The organism is Citrobacter youngae (assembly GCF_003818115.1).
Classification (GTDB): domain Bacteria; phylum Pseudomonadota; class Gammaproteobacteria; order Enterobacterales; family Enterobacteriaceae; genus Citrobacter; species Citrobacter youngae.
Window position 1 is genome coordinate 1 of the sequence record NZ_RPOI01000008.1, and the last position, 23,806, is coordinate 23,806.

The window sequence follows — 23,806 nt, forward strand, 5'->3', positions numbered from 1 at the left end:
ACAGGTGTGCTTACAATTGCACTTACCAGCGTGCTCAATTTTAGCTGCGTTTCTAAGGTGCTGACACGGTCGCTATGAAAACAAAAATCCACGCAGCTGCGTGGATTTTTTTCGCGTTCATTGATCTGATAAAGCTCCGGAAAGCCTGATCAGACAGCAGAAGCAACTTAAACGTTGAACAGGAAGTTCATCACATCGCCATCTTTAACGATGTAATCTTTACCTTCTGCACGCATCTTGCCGGCTTCTTTCGCGCCTTGCTCACCTTTATAGGTGATGAAGTCTTCAAACGCGATGGTTTGTGCGCGGATAAAGCCTTTCTCGAAGTCGGTGTGGATCTTACCAGCTGCCTGCGGGGCCGTTGCGCCGACAGGGATGGTCCATGCACGGACTTCTTTCACACCCGCGGTGAAGTAGGTCTGCAGGTTCAGCAGTTCGTAGCCTGCGCGGATAACGCGGTTCAGGCCCGGCTCTTCCAGACCCAGTTCAGCCATAAATTCGTCACGATCAGCATCGTCGAGTTCAGCGATGTCAGCTTCAACAGCGGCACAAACGGCAACCACGACAGACCCTTCAGCGTCGGCGATTTCGCGAACTTTATCGAGGTACGGATTGTTTTCAAAACCGTCTTCGTTCACGTTGGCGATATACATGGTTGGCTTCAGCGTCAGGAAGCTCAGGTATTTGATGGCTGCTTTGTCTTCATCAGTCAGGTTTTTCAGCGCTCGCAGCATACCGGCGTTTTCCAACTGCGGCAGGCATTTTTCCAGTGCAGCCAGTTCAGCTTTAGCGTCTTTATCACCGCCTTTGGCTTTCTTCTGTACACGGTGGATAGCACGCTCGCAGGTGTCGAGATCGGACAGTGCCAGTTCGGTGTTGATAACGTCGATATCGTCAGCCGGATCCACTTTATTGTTCACGTGGATAATGTTGTCGTTTTCGAAGCAGCGAACAACGTGACCGATAGCTTCGGTTTCACGAATGTTGGTCAGGAACTGGTTACCCAGGCCTTCACCTTTGGATGCGCCTTTTACCAGACCCGCGATATCCACAAATTCCATTGTGGTGGGCAGGATACGCTGCGGTTTGACGATTTCGGCCAGTTGATCCAGACGAGGATCGGGCATCGGGACAACACCCGTGTTCGGCTCGATAGTACAGAACGGGAAGTTTGCCGCTTCAATACCCGCTTTTGTGAGCGCGTTGAACAGGGTGGATTTGCCTACGTTTGGCAAACCGACGATACCGCATTTGAATCCCATGTTTAAATCACCTTAATCTTTTGATATTCAACCTGTTATGGAAAACAGATTGTAGAAATGTAAATAACTTTGCCTATTATACACAGCACGCGAGAAAAATGCCGCACATCGCTGCTTATTGCGCTTTAAAGGTGTGTAACCGGCTCGTTGCTTTGGTTAGTCCATCTTTGAATAAAATCTCGGTACAACGTGCCGCTTCGTCAATGGCTTCATCAATTAACTTCTGTTCTGAAACAGGCGGTTTGCCTAAAACAAAACCGACAACTTTATTTTTATCGCCCGGATGGCCGATTCCAACGCGTAAACGATGAAAGTTAGGGTTATTGCCTAACTTGCTGATGATGTCTTTCAGGCCGTTATGTCCGCCATGACCGCCGCCGAGCTTAAATTTGGCGACGCCGGGCGGCAGATCTAATTCATCGTGGGCGACCAGAATTTCATCAGGGTTAATGCGATAAAAGCTGGCCATTGCGCCAACGGCTTTGCCGCTCAGATTCATAAATGTGGTCGGTACCAGCAGGCGGACATCTTCACCTTCAAGCGTGACTCTGGAGGTGTAACCGAAGAATTTCGGCTCATCGCGCAGGGGGGCACGGAGTCTCTCTGCCAGTAAATCGACGTACCACGCGCCTGCATTATGTCGCGTTGCCGCATACTCTGCGCCGGGATTCGCCAGGCCGACAATCAATTTAATCGCCACGTAATTTGTCCTGAGTGTGTCTATAACCGGCGTGTAGTTTACTGTTTGCCGACGCGCTTGACAAAAAACTGGGTGGGTCGCACCGAAAACTGAATAATTGCAGAAGTGGACTATTGGAAATTGAGGGTGTTCAGTAGCTTATTTGTAAAGTTTTGTTGCGTTGGTGTTTGTATTTGTGATCACAGGCGCACTTGCGAATGGCAGTGTTGTCTATACTTTACACATAAGGATTAGGGGTATTCCCTGTAACAACCCAAAGTTCCGGAGGTGACACATGAAACGCAAAAACGCTTCGTTACTCGGTAACGTGCTCATGGCTTTAGGGTTGGTGGTGATGGTTGGTGGTGTTGGTTACTCCATTTTAAACCAGTTACCGCAATTTAATCTGCCACAGTTTTTTGCACATGGTGCCGTGCTCAGTATTTTTGTTGGTGGCGTCCTCTGGCTGGCGGGTGCCCGCGTCGGCGGACATGAACAAATCAGTGACCGCTACTGGTGGGTTCGCCATTACGACAAACGCTGCCGTCGTAATGATAGCCAACGCCACAGCTAAGTGCTGACATAACCTGCAGACCAGCCAGCGTTACGCTGACTGGTCGTTAGTTTTTCTCGTTGCTGCGCGAGCGGGATCGCATGCGCTGTAACAGTGCTAATAGCGCCAGCATACTCGCCAGATATCCCATAACGACCGCTCCCTGATGTTTTCTGCTCTCAAGCTGCGGGTCAGCGGCCCATGCCAGAAACGCGGTGACATCTCGTGCGTACTGTTCTTCCGTTTGGGGAGCATGCGTTTGCATAGCCCAGGTGATGTCATTGTCAGCCAGCGGTTTGGGCATATTAATCATCCCGCCAGGGAAAAAACGGTTGGTTTTCATCTCCGGGTCATCGGTTGCATACCCGGTCAGCAGCGCATAAACGTAATCAGCGCCTTGCTCGGTGTAGGGGGTGAACGCATCCAGTAAAAATCGCGGAAACTCACGGTCGTAGGTTCGCGCTCGAACGATATAGCTCAGGTCAACCGGCAGCGCGCCATTATTAAGGTATTTTGCTTCCTGGTCATTCAGATAAGGTGACGCGAAAACATCGTTCAGCTTGCCTTCCCGTTCGCCGGGTTGACCGTCGTCTTCAATTGTCGCGAAGACGTAGCCGCTGGCCAGTGTTTTGGCCTCCGCCTCACTGAGTTGCGGCCCTCCAGCTTTAGTTAACGTTTTGAAAGTGAGATATTTCATACCGTGGCAGGCCCGACATTTCTCTTCATAGACCTGCAGCCCGCGTCGCAGTTGTTCGCTATCGTGTTTACCGTTCACGCCGCTAAACGACCATGTCTGCGCGGTGGGTAGCTGTGCGCAAATCGCGTTGCTCAAGAAAAGAGCCAGAGTCAGAGTTGCAGTGGGTAAAAATCGCGCCATGATGTCAGTCCTGTCGTTCCAGTAAACGTCGGCACGGCAGCACAAGCAGAAACCATGCAAAATAAATAACGGTTGAAAGCTGAGACGCCGCGCGTGTCCAGCCATCGTCATCGCTAAAACCATTAATTAAGTCCGGCCCGACCAATGCTTTTGAGCCCAACCAACCCAGAAAGAGCGCATTGGCAACCCACAGCCAAAAAATGGCTTTAACCAGCCGACTGTTATTACGAAACCGTGCGTGTGACGTATCCAGCCACGGGAGAAAATAGAAAATCAGTACCGCAGCGCACATCGCAGTGATGCCTGCCAGTTCATTGGGGAAGCAGCGCAGAATGGAGAAGAAAGGCAGGAAATACCATTCAGGCGCGACGATAGCCGGTGTGAGTGTCGGGTCTGCCGGAATAAAGTTATCGGCGCTGCTGAGATAGTGCGGCGCGAAAAACAGAAACCAGGCGAACAGCATTAAAAAGAGGGTGAGTTTGATTGCATCGTTTTCGGTGATGCGAAAATCGAACAACACACGCTGAGACTCCTTGGGCGAAAATGTTTTCTTCCGCGCGTGGGCAAAAGCCGACTGGACGGTACGGATGTGCCATACCGTAACCGCGACAATGGCGAAGGGGATGATAAAGTGAAGGACATAAAAACGGCCTAATGTCGGCGTGCCGGGCATATAGCCACCGACCAATAAGGTATATAGCGTATCGCCAATAAACGGTATCGCCCGGGCGAAACTGGTGATGACCGTAGCGGCCCAGTAGCTTTTTTGCCCCCAAATCAGGCTATAGCCGAGAAACGCGGTGATCATCAACAGCACATACAGCGTCACGCTGATTGCCCACATCTTCAGATAGGGTTTGCGGTAGACGTTGTAATACATTGCCCGGAAAATATGCAGATAACAGGCGAAGAAAAAAAGCGACGCGCCAATAGCATGCAGATTGCGCACCAGCTCACCGTGTCTGACTGCGCGCAGAATATGAACAATAGAGTCAAAAGCGGATCCCGCTGTAGGCACATAGAACATAGCCAGCACGATACCGGAGAGCATTTGCACGCCGAGCATGACCAGCAATATGAGACCAATAGCAAAGATCCACACGCCAGCGACTGAGCGGGGGACAGGAAGACGAAACTGCAGGTGATACCAGGGGGAGGACGGATAAGCGGATTTCATCTCAGGCATCCTTCGTACCAATACGCAGACTCAGGCCGTCAGCCGACACGCTAAAGTCAGGGATGGGCAGATTCGCCGTGGCCGGGCCTCGTGTTACGCGCCCGGAGGTGTCAAACTCGGAACCATGACACGGGCAGACCCAGCCCTGTCCGTTGGGGTTGGCATTGGGTACACAACCCGCGTGGGGGCAGTAACCTTGTACAACCAGCCACTGTGGATGTGCCGCTGCCACCCGCTCGCTATCTGCCTGCGGATCGGCCAGTAGACGCAGATCAGCTTGCCGCGCCGCGGAAATCTCCTCCGCCGTGCGGTGGCGAATCAGGATCAGTTTTCCCTGCCAGATACGCTTCACCGTCTGGCCTGCTGTTACGCCTGCGAGGGAGACATCAACAGGTTCATTTTCCGCCACCGTTTTATCATCCGGACCCAGCGCGGAAATGAGTGGCCAGACGGCGGCAGTCACGCCCGCTGCGCCGACAAATTTCGTCAGCTTGCACAGGCAATCGCGTCGCTGAGTTTGGATTGTTTCGCTAAGCGTTTTTTTGTCCACCACCGTTATTCTCCCTTTGTGACGGCGTTACTGTTTATCGATGCGGGTATAAATTTCCTGAAAACGCTTATCGGCAAGACCAGGGGCTTTGAACGCGCGGTAGCTGTCGGGTAAAACGGCGTCGCCGACTTTAATCAGCATGATCATGCCCTGCGCGTAGTGCGGTGAACATTTGATGCCGTAGAAACCTGCGTTGTCGTATTTCACTTCAATCTCTTCATCGATTTTGCCGATAAAGCCGGGGTATCCGGCGGGAGAGAGTTCGGCAATCGACGCGGCATTGTGGCTCTTATGTTTGCGGATAAACTTCACGCTATCACCTGGCTGGATCGCCAGATAGTCCGGCTCATAAACCATCGGGCCGCCTGTACCGCGGTTTTTCATCAGCACTTCGTAGGTTTGTGCAAAAGCCGTCGAGGTGAAGGCTAACAGGCATAAGATTTGCAAACTTTGCTTAACACATTTCATTGCGGTTCCTTTCGGTGTTTACGCGGGGCGTTGGTAACGGATAAAACAGTTCTCTTCGTCGGGGGCGTGTTCGACAATCGCGTCGATCCCAAACCAGCTATTAAGATTTTCACGGGTAAAAATGGCGGCAGGACGCCCCTGCATCGCCAGCTGTCCGGCTTTCATCACCATGATGCGATCGCAGAACATCGCCGCATGATTCAGGTCGTGTAGGGCGGCGATGACGGTGAGTTTTTCACGTTTAACCAGATTGAGCAGGCCAATCTGATGCTGGATATCAAGATGGTTTGTCGGCTCATCCATCAGCAGTACCTGCGGCTGTTGTGCCAGTGCTCTGGCGATGTGCAGACGTTGACGCTCTCCGCCGGAGAAGGTATGCCAGCAGCGATGCTGCATGTTTTGTAGAGCGACTTTCTCCAGCATCGTCTGCACAATATCGTCGTCTTTCCTCGACCACGGCGACAGCAGGCTCAGCCATGGCGTGCGACCAAGCGAAACCGCCTGAATGGCGGTAAGACGCTCACTGGTTTCAGCCTGTTGTTCAACCAGTGCCACCTTTTGCGCCAGATGGCGGCGTGAATAGCGTCGAATATCCTGATGGTTTAACGTAACGTGCCCGGAAGACGGTTTCAGTAAACCCGCCAGGAGCGAAATCAGCGACGTTTTCCCGGAACCATTGGGGCCGATAATGCCGACAAACTCGCCGCGTGAGACCTGAAAAGAGACATCATTGACGATGGCTTTGCCTTTGACCTCCCAGTACAGATGCTGGGCGTTTACCACAGGATTAGCGGTCATTTCCCCGGATTCCCTCGTATCAAAATGATGGCAAATGCAGGTGCGCCGACCAGTGCGGTAATCACGCCGATCGGCAAGACCTGTCCTGGAAGTAAGGTGCGTGAAATAACATCCGCGACGATAAGGAAAATGGCACCAATAAGAGCGCTGACGGGCAATAGGCGATGGTGCTGATTTCCCACCAGTAACCGCGCAGCATGGGGGATGACCAGTCCGACAAAGCCAATGGCGCCGACGATTGATACCATTATGGCCGTCATCCCTGTTACGGCGGCAATCAGTACGCCACGGGTGCGTTTAACGGGAATGCCCAACGATGCCGCTGATTCCGCGCCAAACGAGAAAGCATCCAGATGGCGGGCGTAGCAAAAGCAAACGACGATGCCAATCAGCGCAGTAGGGATGGCCAGCACGACATCCGGCCAGCGTACTCCGCTGAGATTGCCCAGCAGCCAGAACATGATGCCCCGAGCCTGTTCGGCATTGGCTGAGCGCGTAATGATGAGCGAGGTAATGGCATTGAACAGCTGCGAACTGGCAATCCCGGCGAGAATGATTTGCGTGGTGGCCGAGCCGCTTTTGCCCCTTGCCGCCATCGCCAATAGCGCGACAAACAGAAATGCCGTCAGCGCGCCAATAAACGCGCCAAGCGACATGGAAATGATCCCTGCGCCAAGTCCGGTCAGGGCGATGAGCACCGCGCCCGTTGAGGCTCCGGCAGAAATACCCAGCAGGTAAGGTTCGGCCAGCGCATTGCGCAGCAGCGACTGGAGAACCACGCCTGAAACCGCCAGACAGGCTCCGCAACAGGCGGAAACCAGCGCGCGGGTCAGGCGGTAGTTCCAGATAATCCCGGCATCAAGCGCATCCACCGCATACTGTGTATCAAACAAGCGGTTTGCCAGCGTATGGCTGACATGCTGCCACGGGATAACCGTCTCACCGATTGAAATGCCCGCCAGAAGGACGCCGCACATCACCATGCTGACCCACAGCGCGTGGAACAGCGTCCTGCCTGCAAGCTGGCTCATGGCATGACGCGTCCTGCGTAATTCGCTCATTGTTTACGACTTCCCGGAATACGAAAGGGCGCTATGCCCGTATAAGGCATAACGCGCGACGAGAGTTAGTGAGTCGTCTGAGGGTGCGCCAGACCATATTGCACCAGCGCATCGGCGAGTTTTTCCAGTCCGTCAATGGTTCTGATACCCGCGTTCATGGTTTGCACGTCGATCACCGGCAGGTGGTTTTCTTTCACTGCCGGGATCAGTCGGGTAACAGGATCGGACGTGAGGTATTCCATTTTGACTTTCCAGTCATCGGCCGGGAAGCGGCGACGGCCCATCTCGCCGAGGACGATGACCGATGGATTGGCTTTGGCAATGGTTTCCCAACCTACTGTTGGCCACTCCTCGGCGGAATCAATGACATTTTTCACCCCAAGAGATTGCGCTATCCACGCCGCGGGGCCAAATTTCCCGGCGACATAGGGGTCAAGCTGCAGGTCGGCGCTGGAGAACCAAAAGACGGCAGATACGTGGTTGTCCATGCCGGCAATCTTAGCTTTCGCAGCGGCTTCACGTGCTTTCAGGCTGGCAATCAGTTCATCGCCTTTGTCCTGTACATCAAAAATTTTCGCCAGGTCGGCAATTTCCTGATAGACCATGGCGATATCAAACATGCTCTTACGCACGCCGTCGCCGCCGTCTTCGTTGTCTTTGGCACAATCGGCTGGGGCGGTATAAACCGGAACGTGTAATTCGCTAAATTGTTCGTAAGAGGCAACTGTGCCCGCAGGGCCAATCTGCCATTCAAACTGACTGGCCACCAGATCCGGTTTTTTCGCAATAATCCCTTCGAAACTCGGGATGTTTTGCGCAATGACTGCAATCTTGTCATTCGCTGCTTTGTACTGTTCAGGTACCGGGCCAAACCACAGTGATGTTCCAACAACACGATCGGCCAGACCCAGGGAATAGAGGATTTCAGTACTGTTTTGTCCAACGGTAGTCACGCGTTTTGGCGCATGATTAAACGTAATATCCCTACCACAGTTTTTGATCGTTAATGGATATTCTGTTTTTGCCGCAGAAGCCATATTGCTGGTCAGGAAGAGTGCTGCGCCAGTCAGTGCCAGAAGTGAAAGTTTGCAATAAGCAGAAGTTATTTTTGCGTGCATTAGCGTTGTCCCGTTCATGCCAGAATCTGAACGTCTGGTCATGGTTCATTTCGTTCCATAAATTCGGGACAGGCACATGACGATAGATGACATCTAATCGTGAACTGCGGGCAAGATAATATGAAAATAAAACATATTGTTGCCAATTTGTTCAGAAATTATATTATTCATTCGTCAAATAAATCACCCCATGGACCATCCCGTCCACTCAATGTATACAACCTTGACAGCAGGTCTCCTGGCTCGCGGCAATCTGAATATCGGCCTTCCCATAAAGGCGTTCTTTACAGTGACCTGTCGTGGATAATCCACGACACAGTGATATTCAGTTTCCGCTTACAGTTGCGGGGGCAGCTATGGCATAAGATTAAAATAATCCGCACCATATTCCGTTTCAAAATGATAAATAGATTCTGAAATACTGTCGGTGGGGACTTTATCGGTATCGAATAGCCCCGTCAACCGCTTGAATAAGTAGGGTCGATACCGACTTTAGTTTTTAATTCAATAAAATCAATTCGTTGCTTTGGTGTTTGTGACATTAATTATGTGAAAAACACAAATGCCGATAAACTAAATGAGAATTGTTTGATGTTGATCAATTAATGTTTTCTTTGCCGAGCTGACCACGCTTAATAACGAGATTTACTGTGATATTTAATTATTTGCGCGGCGTCACATTTTTATTGATATTTTTCCATGTGTACGATTTGCTGTTCGCCACCTTCATCAAAAAAGACGGTAAAGTGATTTCGCAACCAAAACTGATAGCCACCAGGTAAAAAATGGTGGGTGTGCAGATAGCGTGTTTTATATTGTTGTCGGTCGCAAAATTGTTCCGCCAGCAGGACAAGTTGGCTGCCTATGCCTTGCCGACGATATTCCTGTGCGACGTAGCAGCGGCAAATTTCCGCGGTTGAGGATAATTGATAGCGTCCGCGCAGTGCCGGTATTCGGTCATCGTACTGGCAGACCGCCAGCGTAGCGATAAGTTGCTGTCGGTTATTCCATGCGCCGAGCAACAGATTTCGCGGTTGATGGAGGTAGTGTGAGCGCAGATTTAATACATCTGCATGCGGTTCAGGTGCTGGTCGGTTAGCGTTAAAATAGAGATTTAAATGGTGGATAATAAACGACTGAACGGACGAAATATCAGCCTCAGTTATTTCACGGAATATAAATGTAGTATCAGCGTTCATCGTTGCAGATATCATCAGAACCAGGGGAACTGGATAATAGCAACTCAGACGCGTTTACAGAAGAGAAGTGTTACCGGCAAGCCTGCGCAAGCCGGTAACATCGTATGATTAAATATCTGCCAGCGCGGCATCACGGTTCGGGAAGAACGCCAGACGGCCGGGGATGGGTTGGATACCCGCGCGTGCCATGGTGCGTAGCGGCTGGAATTCCAGATTACTGATACGCAACTCACAACCTTCCGGCAGGCGTTTAACAAAACGCTGGAAGGCGTCCAGACCACCGGCATCCAGTACCGGGACCGCGTCCCACTTCAGCACCACAATGCGTTTGCCTTCAAGGCGAGATTCGAGATCGGTAAAGAGTCCCTCTGCTGCGGCAAAGAAAAGCGGGCCAATAACGCGTAGTACCAGTACATCGTTTGGTACGTCTACGTTGACCGGCGCCAGACGCGTCATGCGTGCAATACGGCGCATAAACAGCAGCGAAGCGAGAACGATACCGACGCTGATGGCGATAACCATATCGAACAGCACCGTCAAAGACATACACATCAGCATAACGATGATGTCGTCTTTTGGCGCGTGGCGCAGGAGATCCACAACTTTATGTGCTTCACTCATGTTCCATGCCACCATCAGCAGCAGGGCAGCCATCGCCGACAGCGGTAACCAGGAAAGCAGCGGCGCAAGCACCAGCAGGGCGAGGATCACCAGAATCGCGTGAATGACCGCAGAAATTGGCGACGTTGCGCCGGCACGAACGTTAGCCGCAGAACGGGCAATTGCCGCCGTGGCAGTGATACCGCCAAAGAACGGTGCGACGATGTTGCCCAGACCCTGACCAATCAATTCGCTATTGGCCTTATGCTTGGTGCCGGTCATCCCATCGAGGACGACAGCGCACAGCAGAGATTCGATTGCCCCGAGCATTGCCATCGAAAAAGCTGCGGGTAACAGTGCCTGTAATGAACTCCAGCTCAGCGTAAAGTTGGACCCTGGCATATCCCATGGCAGTACCAACTGCGGCAGCAGCTGTGGGATACCGTTACCCTGCGAGCCATCGGCCAGAATGTAATGGAACTGAGACCCGATGGTCGCTACATGGCCACCCGTCAGGTTCACGATACCCATCACCGCACAGCCTGCCAGCAGTGCAGGAAGGTGGCCCGGCAGGCGGATCCCCAGACGCGGCCAGAAAATCAGGATCCCCAGCGTGACCACGCCAATCGCGGCATCCCCCACGTTGATGGTTGGCAGGGCCATAAACAGCGCGCCGACCTTCTGCAGGTAGTGCTCAGGGACATGAGCCATCTGCAGGCCAAGAAAATCTTTAATCTGCATGGTACCGATGGTGATACCAATACCCGAGGTAAAACCTAACGTAACGGACACCGGAATGTATTCGATCAGGCGGCCAAATCGAGCGAGGCCGAAAAGGATCAGGAATATCCCGGACATTAGCGTGGCGACCAGCAGACCTGCCAGTCCAAACTGTTGCGACACCGGATACAAAATCACCACGAAGGCGGCAGTTGGGCCTGATACGCTAAAGCGTGAGCCCCCGGTGAGGGCGATAACAATCCCAGCCACGGCAGAGGTGTACAGGCCGTACTGTGGTGCAACGCCACTACCGATTGCCAGCGCCATCGCCAGCGGAATGGCAATTATCCCAACCGTTATCCCGGCGATCAGGTCGCGGGTAAAGCGAGAAACGGTATATTTTTCTTTCCAACAAGCGTCGATGAGGGCGCGGAAAGGCATCACATGTGAGGAAAATAATCTGTTCACAATAATGTTTCATCCATGGGCGCATCATCTGTCAATTGAATGGCAGGTGAAGGAGGCAAAAGTCATACAAATAAATATTACAGATAAAAAAACCCGCCGCAGCGGGTTTTTGAGCCGGGTTCGATTAATGCTCGAACATAGCAGAGATGGATTCTTCGTTGCTGATACGACGAATCGCTTCGGCCAGCATACCCGACAGAGTCAACGTACGCACGTTTGGCAGTGCTTTGATTTCGTCGGTCAGTGGAATGGTGTCACAGACAACGACTTCATCAATTACTGAGTTGCGCAGGTTGTTTGCCGCATTACCTGAGAAGATCGGGTGAGTTGCATAAGCAAATACGCGTTTAGCACCACGCTCTTTCAGCGCTTCAGCTGCTTTACACAGCGTACCGCCGGTATCGATCATGTCATCAACCAGCACGCAGTCACGGCCCGCAACGTCACCAATGATGTGCATCACCTGAGAAACGTTCGCACGCGGGCGACGTTTATCGATGATAGCCATATCGGTATCGTTCAGCAGTTTAGCGATAGCGCGGGCACGCACGACGCCACCGATGTCTGGAGAAACCACAATCGGGTTGTCCAGATTCAACTGCAGCATGTCTTCTAACAGAATCGGGCTACCGAATACGTTATCAACCGGCACATCAAAGAAGCCCTGGATCTGTTCAGCATGCAGGTCAACGGTGAGGACGCGGTCAACGCCAACGCTGGACAGGAAGTCCGCGACGACTTTAGCGGTAATCGGAACACGAGCAGAACGTACGCGACGATCCTGACGTGCATAGCCGAAGTAAGGGATAACGGCGGTGATACGGCCTGCGGAAGCACGGCGCAGCGCATCAACCATAACGACCAATTCCATCAGGTTGTCGTTAGTAGGGGCACAAGTGGACTGGATGATGAAAATATCACCACCGCGTACATTTTCATTAATTTGTACGCTGACTTCGCCGTCGCTAAAGCGACCTACAGCGGCGTCGCCGAGTGAAGTGTACAGGCGGTTGGCAATACGTTGTGCTAGTTCCGGGGTGGCGTTACCAGCAAAAAGCTTCATATCAGGCACGAGAAGAACCTCAGGCATGCGTCCATTGGTGGAAAGAATCTGCCGAAAACTGTGCGGGCCAGGCAGTATCCTCTCCAGGCGGTGTATTAAAGAGCGCGATGCAACGTCTGGAACAGGGTGACGTTGTCACCGCAACTCAGCTTGCCCGGCTTACTCGTCATCAGCCGCGTTTCACGTGCTGGCATCAATTTCTCACACCAGTCACATACTTTTGTATGTGTCTGGCGATTCGTCATCTCGCCATCTTCCTGAAACCCAAATGATTTAGAGTAGCGCTCTGTGCAATGGGGAGAGGTTGACACCTTTCGCCACAAAGCCTTTGAGCCAATCCGGGGCTTGCTCAAGCACCTGGCGAGCACGAGACTCAGTGTCAAATTCAGCAAAGACACAAGCCCCTGTACCAGTCAGGCGCGACGGCGCGTATTCTAACAGCCAGGAAAGCGCCGCATCAACCTCGCGAAAACGTTTTCTTGCGATAACCTCGCAATCATTGCCGAATTCACATTTTAGTAACGTTTCTATTGACCTTTTTGGCGTGTTACGGGGGAGGTCAGGATCGTTAAAAATCACCGGCGTTGGAATACTGACTCCCGGATGGGCGACCAGGTACCATTTTTCTGCTGGATTGACCGGCGTCAGAATTTCTCCTACGCCTTCAGCAAAGGCTGCGTGACCGCGAACGAATACCGGTACGTCGGCGCCCAGCGTTAAGCCCAGTATTGCCAGTTCATCTACAGACAACCCACACTGCCACAGATGATTCAGCGCCACTAAAACGGTGGCGGCATTCGATGAGCCACCACCGAGGCCGCCGCCCATCGGCAGGCGTTTGTCGATACTGATGTCCGCGCCGCTCCCTTTGGGAAGACGATTGCTTTCAGACGCCGTTGTCATTAGCAAACGCGCTGCGCGAACGATCAGGTTGTCTTCATGCTCAACCCCATCAACGGGCGTTAACAGGTGAATTTCACCGTCGCTGCGCAGCGCAATATCTATCGTATCGCCGTAATCCAGAAACTGGAACAACGTCTGCAGCGTGTGATAACCGTCCGCACGCTGCCCGGTGATGTATAGAAATAAATTCAATTTTGCCGGAGAGGGCCAACGGGTCATCATTTCACAATCCAGTTATCCATTTTCAGCTTAATGCGCTGGGAGCCGTCGGACAGCTCCATATTTGCAGGCATCGCCGGCTGCGTTTTGCTGTCGTAGGCGCTGTACACGACTTTCCAGCTTTTGCCATCTTTACTGTAATTCACTTCGCTCAGACGATATTGGTCGTCAAGTTTATAATCGGTGGCGTCTCCCGGCAGACCCAGGATCCACTGGCGCAAGCTGTTCAATGGAATAGGCATGCCGGTCAGTTTACCAATCATCTCTTCGGCGTCGTCAGCGGTGTAGTGCTTCCCTTTGTTGTCGACGAGTTCCACGTTGCCCGGTTGCGCGTTCAGTTCCAGTTCGGTACTGCCCAACGGATTGGTTAGCAGAAGGCGATAGCGATCCTGGCCAGTTTGCTGCCAGAAAAAGCGGGCATACACTTTCTGCTGGTCGGAAATATAGGCAAACGCACCGCGTGTCTGATATTGGTTCAGGGCGCGCACTTCCTGCTGGTGCTGGCGCCACTGCGGAGAGTCAGGGCTTTTGCCGGGACCTTTCGGCGCGTTGAGCGTACAGGCAGTAAGAACCAGGGCCGCCAGCGGCAGCAGGCGAATCAGGCGAAAATCAGGCAGGGTCATAATGATGACAAATCCTTGTAATACGGTGCATTAATTGCCTGATGGCGCGGCGCTTATCAGGCCTACAAACTGAATCCGCAGGTCGGAAAAGACGCGTTTTTCGCCATCCGGCAAAATCATGCCAGCGGTTGCAGTTATAACCCTTAATGCTAGCGCCGACCGTGAATATCGTCTACGGTCACGTTATCTTAATTTAAACCGTAAGCTATTACTCCAAAAGGGGGCAGTCTCTTTTATTGGCTGCACGCATCCTGTATGATGCACCCAGTCTAACCTTATCAACGCTGGTACTATTCCCGCACACATGACCCTTTTAGCGCTTGGTATTAACCATAAAACGGCACCTGTATCGCTGCGAGAACGCGTAACGTTTTCGCCGGATACGCTCGATCAGGCGCTGGACAGCCTGCTTGCGCAGCCAATGGTGCAGGGCGGGGTAGTGCTGTCGACGTGTAACCGCACAGAGCTGTATCTCAGCGTAGAAGAGCAGGATAACCTGCAGGAAGCGCTGATTCGCTGGCTGTGTGAGTACCACAATCTGAACGAAGAAGACCTGCGCAGTAGCCTGTACTGGCACCAGGACAACGACGCCGTCAGCCATCTGATGCGTGTCGCCAGCGGTCTGGATTCGCTGGTGCTTGGCGAGCCACAAATTCTGGGGCAGGTGAAAAAAGCGTTTGCGGACTCGCAAAAAGGCCATCTGAACGCCAGTGCGCTGGAACGTATGTTCCAGAAATCATTCTCTGTCGCGAAGCGTGTACGCACAGAAACGGATATCGGTGCCAGCGCGGTGTCCGTCGCGTTTGCTGCCTGTACCCTGGCGCGGCAGATCTTTGAATCCCTTTCCACGGTAACCGTGTTGTTAGTGGGTGCCGGCGAGACCATCGAGCTGGTGGCGCGACATCTGCGTGAGCACAAAGTGAAGAAGATGATCATCGCTAACCGCACACGTGAGCGTGCGCAGGTGCTGGCCGATGAAGTCGGCGCCGAGGTGATTTCTCTGAGCGATATTGATGCCCGCTTACAGGATGCCGATATTATTATCAGCTCTACCGCCAGCCCGCTGCCTATTATTGGCAAGGGGATGGTCGAACGTGCGCTAAAAAATCGCCGTAATCAGCCTATGCTGCTGGTCGATATTGCGGTACCACGCGATGTTGAACCGGAAGTGGGCAAACTGTCCAACGCCTATTTGTACAGTGTTGACGACCTGCAAAGCATCATTTCGCATAACCTGGCGCAGCGCAAAGCGGCCGCCGTGGAAGCGGAAACCATCGTTGCGCAGGAAACCAGCGAGTTTATGGCCTGGCTGCGAGCACAAAGCGCAAGCGAGACCATCCGCGATTATCGCAGTCAGTCTGAACAAATCCGTGATGAACTGACCGCTAAAGCGTTGGCTGCTCTGGAACAGGGCGGTGATGCGCAAGCCATTATGCAGGACCTGGCGTGGAAGCTGACTAACCGCCTGATCCACGCACCAACCAAATCACTTCAACAGGCCGCCCGTGACGGGGACAGTGAACGCCTGAATATTCTGCGCGACAGCCTCGGGCTGGAGTAGCAATACACCAATCTCATTTTTTACAGGGTGCATTTACGCCTATGAAGCCTTCTATCGTTGCCAAACTGGAAGCCCTGCATGAACGCCATGAAGAAGTTCAGGCGCTGCTCGGTGATGCGGGAACTATCGCAGACCAGGAACGCTTTCGTGCATTGTCGCGCGAATATGCGCAATTAAGTGATGTTTCCCGTTGTTTTACGGACTGGCAACAGGTTCAGGAAGATATCGAAACGGCACAGATGATGCTCGACGATCCTGAAATGCGTGAAATGGCGCAGGATGAACTGCGCGAAGCAAAAGAAAAATGTGAACAACTGGAACAGCATCTGCAGGTTCTGCTGCTGCCAACCGATCCTGATGATGAACGTAACGCCTTCCTCGAAGTGCGTGCGGGAACCGGTGGTGATGAAGCGGCGCTGTTTGCCGGCGATCTGTTCCGCATGTACAGCCGTTACGCTGAATCGCGTCGCTGGCGGGTAGAGATCATGAGCGCCAACGAAGGCGAACATGGTGGCTACAAAGAAATTATTGCCAAAGTCAGCGGTGATGGCGTGTATGGTCGGCTGAAATTTGAGTCCGGCGGTCATCGCGTACAGCGCGTACCGGCGACCGAATCTCAAGGGCGTATCCATACTTCCGCTTGTACGGTAGCGGTGATGCCGGAACTGCCGGAAGCAGAACTGCCGGATATCAACCCAGCCGATCTGCGTATTGATACCTTCCGCTCATCCGGCGCTGGGGGTCAGCACGTTAACACCACCGACTCCGCTATCCGTATTACCCACTTGCCGACCGGCATTGTGGTGGAGTGTCAGGACGAACGTTCACAGCATAAAAACAAAGCGAAAGCGATGTCAGTGCTGGGCGCGCGTATTCGTGCCGCCGAAGTGGCCAGGCGTCAGCAGGCGGAAGCCTCTGAACGTCGCAACCTGTTGGGCAGTGGCGATCGCAGCGATCGCAACCGTACCTATAACTTCCCGCAGGGGCGTGTGACCGATCACCGCATCAACCTGACACTTTACCGTCTGGATGAAGCGATGGAAGGTAAACTGGATATGCTCATTGAGCCAATCGTCCAGGAATACCAGGCCGACCAGTTGGCGGCGTTGTCCGAGCAAGATTAATGGACTATCAGCACTGGCTGCGTGAAGCGATAAGCCAATTACAGGCAAGCGAAAGCCCGCGCCGCGACGCCGAGATTTTACTCGAGTTTGTCACCGGTAAGGGGCGCACCTTTATTCTGGCGTTCGGCGAAACGGTGTTAACCGAGGCGCAGCATCAACGGCTCGGTACATTACTGGAACGCCGTCAGCGGGGTGAGCCGGTGGCACATCTGACTGGTGTGCGCGAGTTCTGGTCGCTGCCGCTGTTTGTGTCTCCGGCTACGCTTATTCCACGCCCGGATACCGAGTGCCTGGTTGAACAGGCACTGGCGCGTTTGCCTGCCTCGCCGTGCCGTATTCTCGACTTGGGAACCGGTACAGGCGCCATCGCGCTGGCGCTGGCGTCTGAGCGTCCGGATTGCACGGTGACAGCAGTTGACCGCATGCCGGATGCCGTAAACCTGGCAAACCGCAATCGACAAAATCTGGCTATCGACAATGTGCATGTGTTGCAAAGTGACTGGTTCAGTGCTTTGCAGGGGCAGCAGTTTGAGATGATCGTCAGTAACCCGCCGTACATCGACGAGCAGGATCCTCACCTGGCGCAGGGCGATGTACGTTTTGAGCCGCTATCGGCACTGGTAGCGGGCGAGCAGGGTATGGCGGATATCGTGCATATCATTGATCAGTCTCGACACATGCTAACGCCCGGCGGTTATCTGTTGCTGGAACATGGCTGGCAACAGGGTGAGGCGGTACGCGACGCGTTTACCCGCGCAGGTTACCAGGCGGTTGAAACCTGTCGTGACTATGGCGGCAACGAGCGGATTACGCTCGGGCGCATCCCATCATGAATTCGTTCAGCACACTACTTACTATTCATCTCGTTAGCATCGTGCTTTCTGTCGGGCTACTCACGTTGCGTTTTTGGTGGCGTTCTACCAATACACGTCTTGCATCATCGCGCTGGACGCGTATTCTGCCACCGATCATTGATACCGTTTTACTCCTCAGCGGCGTGGCGTTGATCGCTAAAACGCACATCCTGCCATTCACCGAGCAGGGGACATGGCTGACTGAAAAGCTGTTTGGGGTTATCATTTACATCGTTTTGGGTTTTATTGCGCTCGATTACCGTCGGGCGCGCAGTCAGCAGGCGCGATTAATCGCATTTCCGCTGGCGCTGGTGGTGCTGTACATCATCATTAAACTCGCCACCACAAAAATACCGTTACTGGGGTAAGTCATGAGGTCGTTAGCTGATTTCGAATTTAATAAAGCGCCGTTGTGTGATGGGATGATCCTGGCGTCGGAGTCTATCCGTCTGGATTTTCCAACACAAACTGTCTATGACGAACTGGAACGTCTGGTTGGTCTGGCGCAAGAAGAAATTAGCCAGCTCCTGTCTCAGGATGAGCAACTGGATAAACTGCTGGCACTTTTTTACGGCGAATGGGGTTTTACGGACACCCACGGCGTCTATCGTCTTTCTGATGCACTATGGCTCGACCAGGTTCTGAAAAATCGTCAGGGCAGTGCGGTTTCACTCGGTGCCATCTTATTGTGGATTGCTAACCGACTGGATCTGCCGTTGGTACCGGTGATTTTCCCGACACAACTCATCCTGCGTATTGAATCGCTCGATGGTGAAATGTGGCTAATCAATCCGTTCAATGGCGAAACGTTAAATGAACACACGTTGGAAGTGTGGCTGAAGGGTAACATTAGCCCGGTTGCTGAACTGTTCAACGAGGATCTTGACGAAGCGGATAACGCGGAAGTGATCCGCAAACTGCTCGACACGCTGAAATCATCGCTAATGGAAGAGCGACAAATGGAACTGGCGCTGCGAGCCAGCGAAGCATTACTGCAGTTTAATCCTGAGGATCCGTATGAAATACGCGATCGCGGATTAATCTACGCGCAGCTGGAATGTGAACATGTTGCGCTGACTGATTTAAGTTATTTCGTTGAGCAGTGTCCGGAAGACCCGATCAGCGAAATGATCCGTGCGCAGATTAATACTATTTCGCACAAGCAAATTGTATTGCATTGATTAATAACACTTTACCTACCGTTTAAGGCGATCCTATGAAACAAAAAGTGGTTAGCATTGGCGACATCAACGTGGCAAATGACCTGCCGTTCGTGCTGTTTGGCGGAATGAACGTGCTGGAATCCCGCGATCTGGCGATGCGCATTTGTGAGCACTACGTAACCGTTACTCAAAAGCTGGGTATCCCTTACGTGTTCAAAGCCTCCTTTGATAAAGCCAACCGTTCTTCCATCCACTCTTACCGTGGGCCAGGTCTTGAAGAAGGGATGAAAATCTTCCAGGAACTGAAGCAGACGTTTGGCGTAAAAGTGATCACCGACGTTCATGAAGCCAGCCAGGCACAGCCTGTTGCCGATGTGGTGGATGTGATTCAGCTGCCGGCATTCCTTGCTCGTCAGACCGACCTGGTAGAAGCGATGGCGAAAACGGGCGCTGTTATTAACGTGAAAAAACCGCAATTCGTAAGCCCGGGTCAGATGGGCAACATCGTGGATAAATTCCATGAAGGCGGTAACGACAAGGTTATCCTGTGCGACCGTGGTGCGAACTTTGGTTATGACAACCTGGTTGTCGATATGCTGGGCTTTAGCGTGATGAAGAAAGTTTCCGGTAACTCTCCGGTGATTTTTGACGTCACCCACGCGCTGCAGTGCCGCGACCCGTTTGGCGCAGCAAGCGGCGGTCGTCGTGCACAGGTCACCGAACTGGCTCGCGCCGGTATGGCGGTAGGCCTGGCGGGTCTGTTCATTGAAGCGCACCCGGATCCAGCCCATGCTAAATGCGACGGTCCATCCGCGCTGCCGCTGGCGAAACTGGAACAGTTCCTGACGCAGATTAAAGCCATTGATGACCTGGTGAAAAGCTTCGACGAGCTGGATACTGAAAACTAAGAGCGTTCAACAGGCCGGGGGATATTCCTCCGGCCTGTTATTTCCGTCAGGCGCCAAACGCGCCGTCAATAGTATGCATTGCGCCTGTCACAAACCCTGCTTCAGGTCCAGCAAGCCAGGCAACCATTCCGGCAACTTCTTCCGGTCGCCCATGTCGTTTTAGTGCCATAAAGCTGTGCATCAGCTCTTTCAACGGGCCTTCTGCCGGATTGGCATCGGTATCAATCGGGCCAGGTTGCACAACGTTCACCGTAATACCACGCGGACCAAAATCACGAGCCAACCCTCTCGCCATCCCTTGTAGTGCCGACTTGCTCAACGCATAAGAGGCCATACCGGCGATGGGCATACGGTCACCATTTACTGAACCGATAATAATGATTCGTCCTCCATCAGGCATCTGGCGTGCAGCCTCCACCGCGGCGTAGTAGGGGGCGTGAATATTAATGCGGAAAAGACGTTCAACTTCATCAGGATCCTGCTCCAACGCGTCGCCGAACAGGATAATCCCAGCGTTAACGACCAGCACATCTAACGGGCCACTTTCCCGCACCCGTGCGATAACGTCCTCGCGTCTGGCGCTGTCGGTTTGCGCCGTATGGGTGCCAGTCTCATCGGCCAGCGCTTTGGCGGCGTCAGGAGAGCCGGAATACGTGAAGGTGACGGATGCGCCCTCCGCGGCAAAGCGGCGTACAATTGCCGCACCGATCCCACGACTACCACCAAGAACCAGCACCGATTTACCCTTGAATGAAGACATCAGATACTCCTTGAACAATTATGTAGTGATCGATATATAATGGGCGCATGGTTTTCTGTCAATGGATTTATAATGGTCACTACAAAATGCTCACGCGCGCCGGGTCGACCACGTAATTTTGACCCAGAACAGGCGGTTGCGACGGTACAACGTTTATTTCACGCTCACGGCTACGATACCGTTAGCGTGGCGGATGTCACTCAGGTACTGGGTATCAAACCCCCCAGTTTCTACGCTGCTTTTGGGAATAAGCTCGGCCTTTATCAACGAGTATTGAGCCGTTACGTACAAACCGATGCGATCCCTTTTGACGATATTTTATGTGCCGACAGACCTGTTGCTGACTGTCTGGCAACGCTGCTTGAGGAGGCGGCACGTCATTACGCAGCCGATCCCGATGCGGCAGGATGTTTAGTGCTGGAAGGAACACATTGCAATGACCCTGAGGCACGCAATGCCGCCCGTGCGTTCTACTCGGTAGCTGAAAATAAGATCCATAACTTTATTGCCCAGCGTTACCCCGAAGAGGCGAAAAGTATGACCGATTACGTCTGTACCACGATGTTGGGTTTGTCGGGAAAAGCGCGTTGCGGACACTCGCTTGAACAACTGGTATCCAGCGCGCAACTTGCCAGCCTTGCGTTTCGGCACAGGTTTCCTGATTAGCTTTGCACAAGAAAGGAAGATAAACATGATGAGTAAAATGGGCCTTTGCTTCAAAACACCTCCTCCTGCGATGCGTAATATGGCGTTGGCTGTAATGCTGATGGGGACATCCTTTTTGGCTTCTGCACAGGATAAAGCTGATGTTGTTTTGTATAACGGCCAGCTTATTACCATGGACGAACAACAGCCAAACGCGCAGGCTCTGGCGGTAAAAGGGCAACACATTATTGCTGTCGGAAATAATGAAGAGATTAAAAAATGGTCAGGGCAGAATACGCGAGAAATTAATCTTGCGGGTAAAACGGTGATCCCCGGATTAATTGATACGCATCTGCATGGTATTCGCGGAGGAAGGACGTTCTTATTCGAAACCTACTGGTTTGATGCTAAAACTATACCTGATGCTCTGCGCAAACTGTCGCAATCGGCAGAAGAGAAAAACGCAGCGCAGTGGGTGGCCGTGGTGGGATCATGGATACCTGAACAATTTGTTGAAAAGCGAGATCCCACCCTACAGGAACTGAATCAGGCGCTGCCTGCAAACCCTGCAAACGCATGATATTACCCAGCTTCGCTGGTCAATAGCCCATTTAAATACCGGTACGGCAGAGACGATAGCCCGGATGAAGCAATTAGGTTTAGCCTATTCCGTGCAGATGGGGCCATATTTTGAATCTCCCGCCATTGAACGCGCTAATGGTAAAACCGTTGCAGCACAGTCATCCCCCATTCAACCCGCACTAGAGCAAGGCGTGATCGTTGCAGGGGGAACGGATGCGACAAGAATTGGCGTTGCGGGTGTGTGGCATGCCATTGAATACCATGTGACGGGGAAAGCGCTCGACGGCTCTGTACGTGATGAGGAACGTCGGATCAGCCGGGAAGATGCGTTAAAAATGTATACGCTAAATGCCGCCTGGCTGGCATTTGCCGAACAGCAGAGAGGGAGTTTGCGCGCTGGCAAGCTCGCTGATTTTGCCGTTCTGGATCAGGATGTTCTGGCAGTTACTGCAGATAAACTGCACCAGACACAAGCGCTATTAACGTTTGTGGATGGCCAACAGGTCTACCCGGAGCAATAAACCAGGATAAAAAAACGGCCCTGCAAAGGGCCGTGGGTTGCACCTGAGTTGATTATCAGGCGAATATCGTCATCAGGTAGGCGATAAACAGTGCCAGATGCGCTGCACCGTTGAGCACATTGGTGCGTCCGGTGGAGAAGGAGATATGGCACAGCACCAGCGAAGAAACCATGACAATCATCTCTGGTGCGCCCAGCGCGAACACCAGGTCATTCCCTGTTGCCCAGGCAATCAGTGTGACGACGGGTACGGTCAGTGAGATGGTGGCAAGTACTGAGCCGAAGAATAAATTCATCGCTCGCTGCACCTGATTGTTCAGTACTGCTTTCAACGCACCTAAACCCTCAGGGGAGAGAATAAGCAACGCCACCAGGAAACCGGTAAATGCCACTGGTGCATTCAGCTCAGTGAGTAATGTTTCCAGCGGATTGGCATTCATTTTGGTAACGGCAATAACGGCAATCAAATGGATGACAAGCCAGGCTGCGTGCCACAGATTGCTGTGCGCTGAAGGTTTACCGTGATGTGGGTCATCGCCGTCCCCCTCATCTTCATGTTCGTAAATGAACAGGCTCTGGTGTGTTTTAGTCTGGATCAGCAAAAATACGCCGTACATTGCTGCTGAAATTAAGGCTACCAGCAGTGCCTGTGCGGTGGTGAAATTCGCTCCCGGTAATGCCATCGGGAATACCAGCACGATAATGGCCAGCGGAAATAGAGCAATTAAATACTGCTTAATACCGAACAGGTTCATATACTGGGTGGCAAATTTGCGGCCACCCAACAGTAATGAAAACCCGACCAGCCCACCGGTTACGATCATAATGATTGAATAGAGCGTATCGCGCATTAGCGTGGGTGCGGCGTCACCAGTTGCCATTAATGCGGAAATTAAACTGACTTCGAGAATAACCACCGAAAGGCTGAGAATCAGCGAGCCATAGGGTTCACCAAGTCGGTGAGCTAATACGTCTGCATGACGGACAACGCTGAATGCGCTACTTAATATACCAATAAGAGCTAGTGCGTTAATGCCGATGACCACTGGTAGTGACTGACTGCTCCCCCAAAAGAACAGTACTACCAGCGCCAAAATCGGAAAGGCGAGTGAGGTCTCCTTGTGGCGGGTTTTTACCGCCTCATGTGCATGTGTCATGTAATTAATTCTCCATCTCTGCAGGTGCTTATAATTATAAATGTATTAAAGAATGTAAAAAATAACAGATCTTTCGGTATTTCCGATCTGATTTTACGTAATTTTACGGCATGGACCATTTTTTGCATCAAAGTGAGCAAAATGGTGTGTCTTGTTTAGAGAGCATTTAAATAACAAGATGTTAGATTTCTAAA

General features: G+C 52.4%; 25 protein-coding genes, 1 pseudogene and 1 riboswitch. Of the genes and pseudogenes, 9 read left to right on the plus strand and 17 right to left on the minus strand.

Going from position 1 to position 23,806, the window contains the following annotated elements; genetic code table 11:
- Nucleotides 1-167: 167 nt before the first annotated feature.
- Both ychF and pth read right to left on the minus strand, forming a co-directional pair.
- Entirely contained in the window at nucleotides 168-1,262 is a 1,095-nt protein-coding gene (ychF, locus tag EHN13_RS06790) for a redox-regulated ATPase YchF (RefSeq protein WP_005122324.1), read from the minus strand.
- A gap of 115 nt (nucleotides 1,263-1,377) precedes the next feature.
- Nucleotides 1,378-1,962, minus strand: coding sequence for an aminoacyl-tRNA hydrolase (gene pth / locus EHN13_RS06795; RefSeq protein ID WP_003020814.1), 585 nt, complete (start codon nucleotides 1,960-1,962; stop codon nucleotides 1,378-1,380).
- Between the two features lie 274 nt (nucleotides 1,963-2,236).
- On the opposite strand from pth, the gene ychH reads away from it, so the two are divergent.
- Nucleotides 2,237-2,515: a stress-induced protein YchH gene (gene ychH, locus EHN13_RS06800; RefSeq protein ID WP_048211449.1), complete on the plus strand. Its 279-nt coding sequence runs from the start codon at nucleotides 2,237-2,239 to the stop codon at nucleotides 2,513-2,515.
- Nucleotides 2,516-2,561: 46 nt separating this feature from the next.
- Here the strand turns inward: ychH and EHN13_RS06805 are convergent, their stop codons facing one another.
- The 13 genes from EHN13_RS06805 to lolB form a co-directional block, all read right to left on the minus strand.
- On the minus strand, nucleotides 2,562-3,371 hold the full coding sequence (locus EHN13_RS06805) for a cytochrome c1 (RefSeq protein WP_124021100.1): 810 nt from the start codon (nucleotides 3,369-3,371) through the stop codon (nucleotides 2,562-2,564).
- A 4-nt stretch (nucleotides 3,372-3,375) separates the two neighbouring features.
- Nucleotides 3,376-4,548 (minus strand): cytochrome b, encoded by a 1,173-nt coding sequence (locus tag EHN13_RS06810; RefSeq protein WP_124021101.1) that lies wholly within the window; start codon nucleotides 4,546-4,548, stop codon nucleotides 3,376-3,378.
- Between the two features lies 1 nt (nucleotide 4,549).
- Nucleotides 4,550-5,101, minus strand: coding sequence for a ubiquinol-cytochrome c reductase iron-sulfur subunit (gene petA, locus EHN13_RS06815; RefSeq protein WP_124021102.1), 552 nt, complete (start codon nucleotides 5,099-5,101; stop codon nucleotides 4,550-4,552).
- Between the two features lie 24 nt (nucleotides 5,102-5,125).
- Nucleotides 5,126-5,566: a pseudoazurin gene (locus EHN13_RS06820; protein ID WP_048211453.1), complete on the minus strand. Its 441-nt coding sequence runs from the start codon at nucleotides 5,564-5,566 to the stop codon at nucleotides 5,126-5,128.
- Between the two features lie 18 nt (nucleotides 5,567-5,584).
- Complete coding sequence (locus EHN13_RS06825; protein WP_048211454.1) at nucleotides 5,585-6,364, minus strand: ABC transporter ATP-binding protein; 780 nt, start codon at nucleotides 6,362-6,364, stop codon at nucleotides 5,585-5,587.
- Nucleotides 6,361-7,425: a FecCD family ABC transporter permease gene (locus tag EHN13_RS06830; protein WP_048211455.1), complete on the minus strand. Its 1,065-nt coding sequence runs from the start codon at nucleotides 7,423-7,425 to the stop codon at nucleotides 6,361-6,363. Before EHN13_RS06830 ends, EHN13_RS06825 begins: the two co-directional genes overlap by 4 nt.
- A gap of 65 nt (nucleotides 7,426-7,490) precedes the next feature.
- Nucleotides 7,491-8,543: an ABC transporter substrate-binding protein gene (locus EHN13_RS06835; RefSeq protein ID WP_048212574.1), complete on the minus strand. Its 1,053-nt coding sequence runs from the start codon at nucleotides 8,541-8,543 to the stop codon at nucleotides 7,491-7,493.
- A gap of 211 nt (nucleotides 8,544-8,754) precedes the next feature.
- Nucleotides 8,755-8,984: riboswitch (cobalamin riboswitch) on the minus strand.
- Nucleotides 8,985-9,226: 242 nt separating this feature from the next.
- Nucleotides 9,227-9,742, minus strand: a complete 516-nt coding sequence (locus tag EHN13_RS06840) for a GNAT family N-acetyltransferase (RefSeq protein WP_124021103.1) — start codon at nucleotides 9,740-9,742, stop codon at nucleotides 9,227-9,229.
- A gap of 108 nt (nucleotides 9,743-9,850) precedes the next feature.
- Nucleotides 9,851-11,530: a C4-dicarboxylic acid transporter DauA gene (dauA, locus tag EHN13_RS06845; RefSeq protein WP_075551372.1), complete on the minus strand. Its 1,680-nt coding sequence runs from the start codon at nucleotides 11,528-11,530 to the stop codon at nucleotides 9,851-9,853.
- Nucleotides 11,531-11,654: 124 nt separating this feature from the next.
- The gene (gene prs, locus EHN13_RS06850; protein WP_001518537.1) at nucleotides 11,655-12,602 is read right to left on the minus strand and encodes a ribose-phosphate diphosphokinase; all 948 of its coding nucleotides are present in this window, start codon (nucleotides 12,600-12,602) and stop codon (nucleotides 11,655-11,657) included.
- A gap of 86 nt (nucleotides 12,603-12,688) precedes the next feature.
- Nucleotides 12,689-12,838, minus strand: coding sequence for a hypothetical protein (locus EHN13_RS24015; protein WP_161958608.1), 150 nt, complete (start codon nucleotides 12,836-12,838; stop codon nucleotides 12,689-12,691).
- A gap of 28 nt (nucleotides 12,839-12,866) precedes the next feature.
- Nucleotides 12,867-13,718 (minus strand): 4-(cytidine 5'-diphospho)-2-C-methyl-D-erythritol kinase, encoded by an 852-nt coding sequence (gene ispE / locus EHN13_RS06855; protein ID WP_048211458.1) that lies wholly within the window; start codon nucleotides 13,716-13,718, stop codon nucleotides 12,867-12,869.
- Nucleotides 13,715-14,338, minus strand: a complete 624-nt coding sequence (gene lolB / locus EHN13_RS06860) for a lipoprotein insertase outer membrane protein LolB (RefSeq protein ID WP_048211459.1) — start codon at nucleotides 14,336-14,338, stop codon at nucleotides 13,715-13,717. The genes ispE and lolB overlap by 4 nt, the downstream gene beginning before the upstream one ends.
- A gap of 304 nt (nucleotides 14,339-14,642) precedes the next feature.
- On the opposite strand from lolB, the gene hemA reads away from it, so the two are divergent.
- The 6 genes from hemA to kdsA are packed head-to-tail and all read left to right on the plus strand — an operon-like array spanning nucleotide 14,643 to nucleotide 19,948.
- Nucleotides 14,643-15,899, plus strand: coding sequence for a glutamyl-tRNA reductase (gene hemA / locus EHN13_RS06865; RefSeq protein ID WP_040233235.1), 1,257 nt, complete (start codon nucleotides 14,643-14,645; stop codon nucleotides 15,897-15,899).
- 41 nt (nucleotides 15,900-15,940) lie between these two features.
- Entirely contained in the window at nucleotides 15,941-17,023 is a 1,083-nt protein-coding gene (gene prfA / locus EHN13_RS06870; RefSeq protein WP_061068026.1) for a peptide chain release factor 1, read from the plus strand.
- Entirely contained in the window at nucleotides 17,023-17,856 is an 834-nt protein-coding gene (gene prmC, locus EHN13_RS06875; protein WP_124021104.1) for a peptide chain release factor N(5)-glutamine methyltransferase, read from the plus strand. Before prfA ends, prmC begins: the two co-directional genes overlap by 1 nt.
- Nucleotides 17,853-18,245: an invasion regulator SirB2 gene (gene sirB2, locus EHN13_RS06880; RefSeq protein ID WP_061068025.1), complete on the plus strand. Its 393-nt coding sequence runs from the start codon at nucleotides 17,853-17,855 to the stop codon at nucleotides 18,243-18,245. The genes prmC and sirB2 overlap by 4 nt, the downstream gene beginning before the upstream one ends.
- A gap of 3 nt (nucleotides 18,246-18,248) precedes the next feature.
- The gene (gene sirB1, locus EHN13_RS06885; protein ID WP_048211462.1) at nucleotides 18,249-19,058 is read left to right on the plus strand and encodes an invasion regulator SirB1; all 810 of its coding nucleotides are present in this window, start codon (nucleotides 18,249-18,251) and stop codon (nucleotides 19,056-19,058) included.
- A 35-nt stretch (nucleotides 19,059-19,093) separates the two neighbouring features.
- On the plus strand, nucleotides 19,094-19,948 hold the full coding sequence (gene kdsA, locus EHN13_RS06890; protein ID WP_048211463.1) for a 3-deoxy-8-phosphooctulonate synthase: 855 nt from the start codon (nucleotides 19,094-19,096) through the stop codon (nucleotides 19,946-19,948).
- Nucleotides 19,949-19,994: 46 nt separating this feature from the next.
- Here kdsA and bdcA read toward each other — a convergent pair whose 3' ends face one another.
- Nucleotides 19,995-20,708, minus strand: a complete 714-nt coding sequence (gene bdcA, locus EHN13_RS06895; RefSeq protein ID WP_101743261.1) for an SDR family oxidoreductase — start codon at nucleotides 20,706-20,708, stop codon at nucleotides 19,995-19,997.
- A gap of 72 nt (nucleotides 20,709-20,780) precedes the next feature.
- Between bdcA and EHN13_RS06900 the strand changes: the two genes are divergently transcribed.
- Nucleotides 20,781-21,374, plus strand: a complete 594-nt coding sequence (locus tag EHN13_RS06900) for a TetR/AcrR family transcriptional regulator (protein ID WP_124021105.1) — start codon at nucleotides 20,781-20,783, stop codon at nucleotides 21,372-21,374.
- A gap of 70 nt (nucleotides 21,375-21,444) precedes the next feature.
- Nucleotides 21,445-22,456, plus strand: a pseudogene (locus EHN13_RS24545) (amidohydrolase family protein).
- Nucleotides 22,457-22,511: 55 nt separating this feature from the next.
- On the opposite strand, the gene chaA reads toward EHN13_RS24545, so the two are convergent.
- Nucleotides 22,512-23,612, minus strand: coding sequence for a sodium-potassium/proton antiporter ChaA (chaA, locus tag EHN13_RS06910; protein WP_061068020.1), 1,101 nt, complete (start codon nucleotides 23,610-23,612; stop codon nucleotides 22,512-22,514).
- Nucleotides 23,613-23,806 lie beyond the last annotated feature (194 nt).